Source organism: Microcoleus sp. Aus8_D2 (assembly GCF_036702665.1).
Classification (GTDB): domain Bacteria; phylum Cyanobacteriota; class Cyanobacteriia; order Cyanobacteriales; family Microcoleaceae; genus Microcoleus.
Map to the genome: position 1 here is coordinate 113638 of NZ_JAUBUN010000023.1, position 8877 is coordinate 122514.

13 protein-coding genes are annotated in these 8877 nt (G+C 45.2%); 7 read left to right on the forward strand and 6 right to left on the reverse strand.

Features of this window, described 5'->3' with window-relative positions:
• Positions 1 to 152 precede the first annotated feature (152 nt).
• The 3 genes from QUB64_RS19085 to trpC all read left to right on the forward strand — a co-directional run bounded on the left by QUB64_RS19085 (position 153) and on the right by trpC (position 3349).
• Entirely contained in the window at positions 153 to 1580 is a 1428-nt protein-coding gene (locus QUB64_RS19085) for an NB-ARC domain-containing protein (RefSeq protein WP_333278298.1), read from the forward strand.
• Positions 1581 to 1968: 388 nt separating this feature from the next.
• Positions 1969 to 2364, forward strand: coding sequence for a helix-turn-helix domain-containing protein (locus QUB64_RS19090; RefSeq protein WP_333278296.1), 396 nt, complete (start codon positions 1969 to 1971; stop codon positions 2362 to 2364).
• Positions 2365 to 2431: 67 nt separating this feature from the next.
• Positions 2432 to 3349 (forward strand): indole-3-glycerol phosphate synthase TrpC, encoded by a 918-nt coding sequence (gene trpC, locus QUB64_RS19095; protein ID WP_333278294.1) that lies wholly within the window; start codon positions 2432 to 2434, stop codon positions 3347 to 3349.
• A 78-nt stretch (positions 3350 to 3427) separates the two neighbouring features.
• Here the strand turns inward: trpC and QUB64_RS19100 are convergent, their stop codons facing one another.
• Entirely contained in the window at positions 3428 to 3625 is a 198-nt protein-coding gene (locus QUB64_RS19100; protein WP_333278292.1) for a hypothetical protein, read from the reverse strand.
• 396 nt (positions 3626 to 4021) lie between these two features.
• On the opposite strand from QUB64_RS19100, the gene QUB64_RS19105 reads away from it, so the two are divergent.
• Positions 4022 to 4267: a DUF5340 domain-containing protein gene (locus QUB64_RS19105; RefSeq protein WP_333278289.1), complete on the forward strand. Its 246-nt coding sequence runs from the start codon at positions 4022 to 4024 to the stop codon at positions 4265 to 4267.
• Positions 4268 to 4344: 77 nt separating this feature from the next.
• The gene (locus QUB64_RS19110; RefSeq protein WP_333278287.1) at positions 4345 to 5502 is read left to right on the forward strand and encodes a pyridoxal-phosphate-dependent aminotransferase family protein; all 1158 of its coding nucleotides are present in this window, start codon (positions 4345 to 4347) and stop codon (positions 5500 to 5502) included.
• Between the two features lie 48 nt (positions 5503 to 5550).
• Here the strand turns inward: QUB64_RS19110 and QUB64_RS19115 are convergent, their stop codons facing one another.
• Entirely contained in the window at positions 5551 to 5763 is a 213-nt protein-coding gene (locus QUB64_RS19115; protein WP_333278284.1) for a DUF2949 domain-containing protein, read from the reverse strand.
• Positions 5764 to 5894: 131 nt separating this feature from the next.
• Between QUB64_RS19115 and QUB64_RS19120 the strand changes: the two genes are divergently transcribed.
• Positions 5895 to 6143, forward strand: a complete 249-nt coding sequence (locus tag QUB64_RS19120; protein ID WP_333278282.1) for a hypothetical protein — start codon at positions 5895 to 5897, stop codon at positions 6141 to 6143.
• 551 nt (positions 6144 to 6694) lie between these two features.
• On the opposite strand, the gene QUB64_RS19125 is transcribed toward QUB64_RS19120, so the two are convergent.
• Genes QUB64_RS19125 through QUB64_RS19135 form a run of 3 tightly spaced genes read right to left on the reverse strand, consistent with a single transcriptional unit; the run spans position 6695 to position 7818 of the window.
• Positions 6695 to 6826, reverse strand: coding sequence for a zinc ribbon domain-containing protein (locus QUB64_RS19125; protein ID WP_442921677.1), 132 nt, complete (start codon positions 6824 to 6826; stop codon positions 6695 to 6697).
• Positions 6827 to 6842: 16 nt separating this feature from the next.
• A complete protein-coding gene (locus tag QUB64_RS19130) occupies positions 6843 to 7391 on the reverse strand; it encodes an RNA-guided endonuclease InsQ/TnpB family protein (RefSeq protein ID WP_333343317.1) in 549 nt (182 codons plus the stop codon).
• Positions 7357 to 7818 carry an RNA-guided endonuclease InsQ/TnpB family protein gene (locus QUB64_RS19135; RefSeq protein ID WP_333278280.1) on the reverse strand — a complete coding sequence of 154 codons (462 nt, stop codon included), beginning with the start codon at positions 7816 to 7818 and terminating at the stop codon, positions 7357 to 7359. Before QUB64_RS19135 ends, QUB64_RS19130 begins: the two co-directional genes overlap by 35 nt.
• Between QUB64_RS19135 and QUB64_RS19140 the strand changes: the two genes are divergently transcribed.
• Positions 7817 to 8044 carry a hypothetical protein gene (locus tag QUB64_RS19140; RefSeq protein ID WP_333278278.1) on the forward strand — a complete coding sequence of 76 codons (228 nt, stop codon included), beginning with the start codon at positions 7817 to 7819 and terminating at the stop codon, positions 8042 to 8044. The genes QUB64_RS19135 and QUB64_RS19140 overlap by 2 nt on opposite strands.
• A gap of 79 nt (positions 8045 to 8123) precedes the next feature.
• On the opposite strand, the gene QUB64_RS19145 is transcribed toward QUB64_RS19140, so the two are convergent.
• Positions 8124 to 8642, reverse strand: coding sequence for a DUF192 domain-containing protein (locus QUB64_RS19145; RefSeq protein WP_333278276.1), 519 nt, complete (start codon positions 8640 to 8642; stop codon positions 8124 to 8126).
• Between the last annotated feature and the right edge of the window lie 235 nt (positions 8643 to 8877).

Here is an 8877-nt window from a genome sequence, read left to right on the forward strand (position 1 = left end):
GCCTGTTGAGTGGAAATCTTTATGTAAACATCATCTGCAAAAACTTCATTTTTGCAAGTCGGAAAAAGTCGGGACTAAAACAACCGATTTAAGTCGGAAAAAGTCGGAAAAAGTCGGATACAATAGATGAAACTCTAATACCAAAGCAACTTATGGACGTTCAAGAAGTCTTAAAAATTGCCGACGACCTAGTTTTTATCAATACGGGAAAACACTTAGACAATCTGCAAGAAGTGATACTGCGGGGTACTTTCCAAGGTCAAAAATACTCAACAATAGCAGATGAATTTCACTGTACCGAAGGTCACGTCAAGGATGTTGCATCGGAATTATGGAAGCTATTTTCAAAAATATTAGGCGAAGAAGTCAATAAATCCAATTTTAGAGTTGCATTGGAGCGAGTAAAATTCTCAAATGTCTGGAACTTTAATAAAAAAGATTTTGTACACATTGGTAACGTCAACTTCTGTGGAGATACGTCACATTCCCCAAAAGTCCCCAACTCACCACCCGATGAAGAACCTCTGAATAAAGGCAACGCCAAACCCAAAGTGCGCGAATATTTAGGTGAAATGCCTAAATCTGGAGTTTTATTCGATCGCACATCCGAACTCACAACGCTCAAACAGTGGATTCTACACGAAAACACCCGCCTACTCGCCATACTAGGCATAGTCGGCATTGGCAAAACAGCACTCGCCGCCCAACTTGTCGAACAAATCAAACATGAATTCGATTTCATCATCTGGCGAAGTCTCGCCACATCTCCACCCCTGTCAATACTTCAAACAAATATAATTCAATTCCTCTGTAGAGGTGATGAATGGTGCGTGCCCGCCCAAGATGATGGGGCAACCACGGGAGGATTGCCCCTACTGGACTACTTGCAAAAATACCGCTGTCTGCTGATACTTGATGATGTACAAAATATCAATAGCAGCGGAGAACTCGCTGGCAATTACCAACCTGGATATGAAGATTACGGCACACTATTGAGACAAGTAGGAGAATTATCTCACAATAGTTGCTTACTCCTACTCAGTTCGGAAAAACCTAGAGAAATCGCCGCATTAGAAGGCAAAAATCAACCCATTCGCTCTTTACAACTCAATGGTTTAGGTGCGGGCGCGGGGGAAATCCTCAGAGAAAAAGGTTTAGCAGAAGATGAAAAATGGTCAGAATTAATTGAACAATACAGAGGCAATCCCTTGTGGTTAAAAATAGTTGCGACAATGATTCAAGATTTATTGGACGGCAACATCTCTGAACTTTTGTCTGATGATACACTATTTTTAGGCGATTTAGAATCTTTACTGCATCAGCCATTTAATCGCTTATCCGAATCAGAAAAACAGGTGATGTCATGGCTAGCAAGTGAAACCGCGCCAGTTTCCATCGCCAAACAGCGAGAAAATATGCAATTATCTCGATCGCAATTTTTGCAAGTTCTGCAATCCTTGGGACGGCGTTCATTAATTGAAAAAATCCAGGAGGGCGATCGTCGTACATTTTTCACCCTTGGGCCCGTACTAAAAGAGTATGTCAAAACTAACTATTTTCGCCCAAACAGTGAGTCATAAAAATTATATAGCAAATCCCGGTCAGGACACGGCAATGCCGTTTCCCTACAGTGAATAATCGGGAATTTGGAAATGTGCGATCGACCTTTGTTTATTGAATTGGCTTTTCAGTCCTCTTGAGCGAGGACTTTCGCTATGAGACGGGGGTTTTCAACCCCCGGCGGACTTGCGGGTTAGCGCGAGGATTTTGGCGACGGGAATGTGCGACAATTTTCGATTTTAGATTGGGAATTATTTTGGGTGTGGCGAGAAACCGGGTTTTTTCGAGAATCTTTCGTTACAGTCGGTGATTTAGCAAAAAACCCGGTTTCTTAGATTTTGGGTTTTGGCCGATCGCCCTTAAATTTGATAATATTAGGTATCTGCACAACATCTGAATGATCGCTAAATGTTTGACTCTGACAAGTACAGCAGCCTGCTATCTCAATATCAACCGCGAATCATCAAAAATGAAGATGAAAACGAGATATTTTTAGAAATAGTTGAAAGCTTGCTTTCTCGGAACAATCTAACTCCCGAAGAAGATACTATCCTAGAACTCTTAGTCAAACTAATTGAGGATTTTGAAGAAACACATTATCAAATAAATGCTTCAACTCCCCACTCAAGACTTCTTCATTTGATGGATGCTAGAAATCTAGAGCCAGCGGATTTAGTAGAAATTATGGATACAATTGAGATAGTAACTCAAATCCTTAATAACCAGCTAGAAATTACCCAAAAACAAGCTGAGGCCTTGGGAAAGTTTTTTCATGTCAATCCGAGGTTGTTTCTGTTCAATTAATCGTAATAGAGACTTCTATTATATAATAGATTGAAACTTGTCGCGATCGCCCTTTCTCCCCCTTACCATGCTTCAAATCCGCCGCCGTCCGCCCAGTACCTCAGTCTCCGTACTCTACCTCAGCTACGAAATCGCCGTACCAGACTCCAAGCCCCGGCACATCCTCGAAGAAATCGTCTGGCAAAAAGAGGTTGAAGTAGCCCAAAAGCGATCTCGCACGCCCTTAGCCGAACTTCACAAAAGACTCCCCTTTGCACCGCCCGTGCGCGACTTCCTCGGCGCGCTTAAAAACGGTAAAACCGCACCAGCAATCATCGCCGAAGTCAAAAAAGCTTCCCCCAGCAAAGGCGTAATTCGCGAAGATTTCGATCCAGTGGCGATCGCCCAAGCATACCAAGAAAATGGCGCTAGTTGCATCTCCGTACTCACCGATGAAAAGTTCTTTCAAGGCAGTTTCGACAACCTCTCTAAAATTCGTGCCGCCGTCGATTTGCCCCTACTTTGCAAAGAGTTTATTATCTATCCCTACCAAATCTATCTCGCTCGGATTAACGGCGCCGATGCTGTATTGTTAATCGCAGCTATCTTATCTGACAAAGACTTACAATACTTTGTGAAAATTGTCAAGACTTTAGGCATGACCGCTTTAATCGAAGTTCACACTCAAGAAGAACTCGATCGAGTATTAACCTTAGAAGGAGTCAACCTGATCGGCATCAACAACCGCAACCTCGAAAACTTTTCCGTCAGCCTCGAAACCACCAGTCAGCTTTTAGCCTCGCGCCAAACCGCAATCCAAGGAAAAAATATCCTCACCGTCAGCGAGTCAGGAATCCACACTCCCGACGACCTCAGCCAAGTTGCCAAGGCCGGAGTCCAAGCCGTCCTCATCGGCGAATCCTTAGTCAAACAACTCGATCCGGGCGCCGCCTTAGCCTCCCTGGCCCAGGCGCATCCCCCCATCACCAAAGGCGAGACTGCTTGACAAACACCCCCGAATTCTGATAAAAATTGATGGAGTAGGTAAATAATCAGCATTTCTAGCCCGCATCGACTCCAGCGCTTAACTGAAAAAAAAATAGCACTCACAGCTATATTGCGTAGAAATATTTTGCCAGAAAGCAATTAAATCTATTCGCTCTCGCCAGTCGATCGCCAAATTTAGCGTTGCCAACGCACCCAGCCCCGAACATTCGATCGGCAAAGCAGGGGTTTTTGTACGGTTAGCAAACCGATAAAAAATCAGGCATCTAATGTTCACCTGTCAGGAACCTCAGCCCAGACGGCATGAGGCTTGTAAGAGAAATCTTGCCAAGCCGTTCTGACCAGCCAAGCGTCTTAACTGACTACGTTTTTTGAGTCATGATACCGGAGAATGCGAAGCTAGTTTTCCGCTCTATCGTTGAAAGTTAAACAGTTCTAAGGTCACTGGAACAGTGCTTTTAGCCTAAAAAGCTCTCAAAACATTGGCGAAGCTAACATTACCCCGCAAGGGAGTTTTGGAGACAACCATATCTCCACGGAGGGGCAACTATACCCCTCCTTCCCGAAAGGGAATATAAAGCCGTCCTATAAGGATGGGGTTTCTACCCATTTTTCTGATGATGCCCCATGCAATTGCAATGGGGTGTCGGTTCGCTGAGGTATGTTAGCTTTCATGGAACCAATTCCCCTGCCTTCGTACATTCATTATGAATTGCTACTTCAATTGTTAGAACGCAAAACGATGTTGGCTGTCAGTCCACAATCGCCCCAACAGCAACAAGTACACCAGCTTATTATTACCCTGCGTAAAGCCCTGGCCATTCAAAAGCAATTAGAACAAAGCTGCGAGCGATCGAACTTAGCGGTAGAACACCGCTGGTCTTTAAATGAAACTAACCACAGCGGAGTTAAAAGTTAAAAAACTTAGAGTACCGAGGTGACGTATCGTATTAGATTTATCCTATTAACTCCCACCGAAAAAGTTAGGACAATATCATGGACAACAAGTTAATGCTGATGATTCCGGGCCCGACACCGGTGCCCGAAGCGGCGTTGTTGGCGATGGCCAAACACCCGATGGGCCACCGCAGCAAGGAATTTGACGCGATTTTTGCAGAATGTACCGAAAACCTGAAATGGCTGCACCAAACCAGCGGCGACGTGCTGAGTTTGACAGTTTCCGGTACCGGCGCGATGGAAGCTGGGATAATTAATTTCTTGAGTGCGGGCGATCGAGTTTTAGTCGGATGCAACGGCAAATTTGGCGAACGTTGGGCTGAAGTTGCACAAGCTTACGGTTTAAACGCCGAAATCGTCAAAGCTGAGTGGGGCCAACCTTTAAACCCCGAAGACTTCCGCGAAAAACTCGAAGCAGATACCGAGAAGCAAATCAAAGCTGTCATCATCACTCACTCGGAAACCTCTACCGGCGTTCTCAACGACTTAGAAACCATCAACCGCCACGTGAAAGCCCACGGCGAAGCTTTGATTATGGTCGATGCTGTCACCAGTTTAGGTGCTGTCAGCGTACCGATGGAAGCTTGGGGCATAGATGTGATTGCTTCAGGTTCTCAGAAAGCTTATATGATTCCCCCAGGTTTGGGTTTTGTGGCCGTCAGTCCGAAAGCTTGGAAAGCTTACAAAACTGCGACACTTCCCCGCTATTATTTGGATTTGGGCAAATATAGCAAAGACGCAGCCAAAAATACGACTCCTTTTACTCCGCCGGTCAATATGTTTTTTGCTCTGCAAGCATCCCTGCAAATCATGAAAGCAGAAGGGTTAGAAAACGTTTTCGCGCGGCACAAACGCTTAATGACAACTACTCGCGCGGCTGTACAAGCTTTGGGTTTGCCGTTGTTCGCGGCTGACGGTGCCGCTAGCCCTGCAATTACCTCAGTAATGCCGCCAGAATCCGTAGACGCTCAAAAAATTCGGACTTTGATGAGAAAGAGATTTGACATTGCTCTCGCCGACGGACAAGACCATTTGAAAGGTAAAATCTTCCGAATCGGTCATTTGGGCTTTGTGTGCGATCGCGATATTCTAGCCGCAATTTCCGCCCTGGAAGTTGTGCTGCAAGAATTGGGCCATGAAGGCTACACTCCTGGTGCCGGCATCGCCGCTGCGGCGAAACATTTGGCTGAATCCTAATCTCAGTTATTAAAGGATTTTGGATTTTATCGAAAATCTAAAATCCTTTTAATATGCTTGAGACAACCAATCAAAGATTTTATCCAACTGATCGAGAGTGACTAAACCGTATTGCCACAGAACCATCGGCAAGGAATTCGGGTCTCGATCGCGCTGCCGCTGTTTGTCACCGCCACGTTCGGCGACAGCGATGGACGCGGGAGAAATCGCCAAATCTTCTTGTAAAAATCGAATTAATCTAGTGTATGTTGCGGGTGCCATGTAATTTTGTCTCCATGTATAGGACACCATTTTCTGATGCGAACCTGATGTTTTTGATTAGTAATAAGCCAGTTTTAAATCTGTCTTTTAACCGTCGATAGCTGTTAAAACAGTATTAGCGGTTGTTGAAAATGCCAAAATTATTGCTGAGTGCGACTATAAAGCCAACCTTTCCCAAAAAGCGAAAGGTTTTGCACGGCGTTGCTGCTGCTGGCCCGAGCGAGCGATCGATCGCGATCGAACCGAAACTGAATACCTCGGCATTTTGCAGCCTGAATCTGAAGAAATTATGCTACCTACAACTACTAAACCAGGTTCCGAGTTTAACTTCATCTGCCAAAATGCAGAATCCGCAAATCTACTGCCGCAAAATTGGTTAGATATTTCGATCGAACCTCAAGCTGCTACCAGAAGTTAACTTGGCCAATAAACTTTGCTCGTATAATTTTACTTCCGATAGGTTTAGTAGATTTAGGTCGAACCTCAGAAGTTCCAGAGAATTTCTTTTCGCGCCAGGAGCCCGAACGGCTGAGCATCGTCTCTCAGGATTGGTAACGAGTCGCTGACTCGTCTCATACCTGCGACCAACAATTTACAGCTTCTGCAAACAAGCTCAAGCCCAGACTGACTGAGATTGACATCCTAGCAAATCTTTTGGTCTTTGTGCTGCATCTTACATTAAGACTTTAACAGATTTTATGAATTTTTGTAAAGTTTATGAATTTTTTGAGGTTTTCTCGAATCCGAACTCAGCCGGAACTGAACAGGGGAGAGGGTCCGATGGAGAGGGTCCGATGGGGAGTGAGTTCAGAAACCTGGTTTCTACTAAATTTTGCGACTGGGAAGCAGAAATGCACTCTTGACATACACCCCAGCCTAAAGGCGTGGGGATTCTTGACACTTCACTGACTGGCGCTGCCCAAGGGAAGTCTTACCCTGTCTCTGTGTCCGAAAGCGAGTCGTGGCAATGCCCTGTCCCGACTTTTTTTATATTTCTTGAGGCATTTAAATCGCGATCGTGTTCGGTTCCGCAATTCAAACACTTGAGGGAGCGCACCGACAAGTCGAGTTTTCCCCACTTAAAACCGCATTCTGAGCAAACTTGGCAAAGGAGGCTCCCACCGACTAATTACCACAAATTTCCGCTCATATTTCTCCGACTTAGCCTCACACAATACCCTAAAATCTCTCCATCCTTGCAGGCTAATTGCTCTGGCAAGTCTGCGGTTTTTGACCATTCCTGACGCGTTCAAGTCTTCCAAGACAATAGTTTGGTTTTCACTTACTACCTTAGTTGACAGTTTGTGCAAGAAGTCCTTGCGGGTATCGGCAATCTGATTGTGCAGCTTGGCTATTTGCAGGCGGGTTTTATTCCGGCGGTTGGAGTCTTTTTGTTGACGGGCTAGTTTCTTTTGGAGCCTGCGTATCTTGCGGTCTAACGCCTTGTAGTCTGGGCTGATGGCTGTTTCACCGTTGCTCATTACCGCAAAGGTTTTAAGCCCCAAATCAATACCTATACTTGCTTGTAGCGGTTCGACTTGCTTGTGCTGCCGTTCTACTACAAAGCTCAGGAAATAGCGATTAGCACAATCTTTAATGACAGTTACCGAGCTTGGCTCGGATGGCAGTTCTCAATGGCGAAATAGGATTGACAACGCCTATTTTAGCAAGGTAAACACCTGTACCTTTGACATGAAAACCAGATTTTACAAAGGTCGCAGACTGGTTGTTGGTCTTTTTTTTAAACCTAGGTTGACCGAACTTTTTGCCTTTGGGCTTACCTTTTAGCGAGTCAAAGTAATTCTTATAAGCGGTTTCTAGCTGTTTTAGCGACTGTTGTAAAGGCACAGAAGATACACTGTTTAGCCATTCTCTTTCGGCTGTTTTCTTAGATTGAGTAAGAATTTTAGCCAAAGTATTGTAACCCGGATATTTGCTGGACTTACTTAAAGCTAAAGCGTCGTTCCAGGCAACCCGGCAACACCCAAACAGTTGAGCCAAACTCCGCTGCTGTTGAGTAGTTGGATAGAATCTGTACTGGAATCTTGCTTTCATGTCTTCCGATTTAGTGCTACTGTCAGTATACCAACTGCTATTGAATTTGGCAATGACTTTCAGGAAAAACAACAAATTAGGTTTCACTAGCGACAGCCCCTTAGAAAAGACTCCCATTTGCTTTAAGGGAAGAAAAGGACAGAGAGAAGCTTTGATGGCTATTCCCAACTGGCAAGAAAAACTTAGAGATGCAATCGATCGCCTGTTAGAAGAGGAGCCGTCCTAGAAGGACGGGGTTTTAGACCCATCTCTTTGATAAACCGGGTTTCTAGCCCCATGTGTAAGCCCTGAAAATGCCGGAATTGTTACTGGAAAAACTCGATTTCAATCCGATCGCCCACTTTGAGGCCAAGTTCCGCAGCCCGCCCGCCCCGGAGCTCGATCACTCGATCGACAGGAGTGTTGGGCCCGTAGGTGGGACAAGGATCGGCTGTACAAGGAGGTGTTTCGGCCCAGATAGCCTCAACTACTCCATCCCGCAGAAAAATCATATCCAGAGAAATCTTGCAATTTTTCATCCAAAAATTGACCCAGCGTGCGGGTTTAAACTCAAACAGCATTCCTCTGTCATCGGCCAAAGAAGTTCTGTACATTAAACCCATAGCCTGTTGTTCGGATGTTTTAGCGACTTCAAGTTCAATTGGGCGATCGGCAATCCGAGCTCTAGCAGAAAGCGGCAAAACTTGACCGGATGTTGTCGCCGTCGGAGACTGCGACGCCAAAGTACCAGTAACACCAGAAGAATTCGCGACAGGTAAAGCCGGCGAACATCCCAGCAAAAATATAATTGCTCCAATATTCAGGAAATTAAGCAAATAACTCATAATGATTTTAGATTGGGAATGGGGAATGGGGAATGGGGAATGGGGCATGGGGCATGGGGCATGGGGCATGGGGCATGACCAATCCTCAATTACTAATCCGTAATTACCAATAACCAATGACCACCCTTCGACTTCGCGAGCGGGTAAAATGACCAATAACCAATGACCAATGACCAATGACCAATGACCACCCTTCGACTTCGCGAGCGGGTAAAATGACCAATGACCAATGACC

Excerpts from the sequence above, each read along its gene's own strand:
- QUB64_RS19135 (WP_333278280.1), bottom strand. The coding sequence starts at position 7,818 with ATGAAAGCAAGATTCCAGTACAGATTCTATCCAACTACTCAACAGCAG.
- trpC (WP_333278294.1), top strand. The coding sequence starts at position 2,432 with ATGCTTCAAATCCGCCGCCGTCCGCCCAGTACCTCAGTCTCCGTACTC.
- QUB64_RS19090 (WP_333278296.1), top strand. The coding sequence starts at position 1,969 with ATGTTTGACTCTGACAAGTACAGCAGCCTGCTATCTCAATATCAACCG.
- QUB64_RS19085 (WP_333278298.1), top strand. The coding sequence starts at position 153 with ATGGACGTTCAAGAAGTCTTAAAAATTGCCGACGACCTAGTTTTTATC.
- QUB64_RS19105 (WP_333278289.1), top strand. The coding sequence starts at position 4,022 with ATGGAACCAATTCCCCTGCCTTCGTACATTCATTATGAATTGCTACTT.
- QUB64_RS19110 (WP_333278287.1), top strand. The coding sequence starts at position 4,345 with ATGGACAACAAGTTAATGCTGATGATTCCGGGCCCGACACCGGTGCCC.
- QUB64_RS19140 (WP_333278278.1), top strand. The coding sequence starts at position 7,817 with ATGTCTTCCGATTTAGTGCTACTGTCAGTATACCAACTGCTATTGAAT.
- QUB64_RS19145 (WP_333278276.1), bottom strand. The coding sequence starts at position 8,642 with ATGAGTTATTTGCTTAATTTCCTGAATATTGGAGCAATTATATTTTTG.
- QUB64_RS19115 (WP_333278284.1), bottom strand. The coding sequence starts at position 5,763 with ATGGCACCCGCAACATACACTAGATTAATTCGATTTTTACAAGAAGAT.
- QUB64_RS19120 (WP_333278282.1), top strand. The coding sequence starts at position 5,895 with ATGCCAAAATTATTGCTGAGTGCGACTATAAAGCCAACCTTTCCCAAA.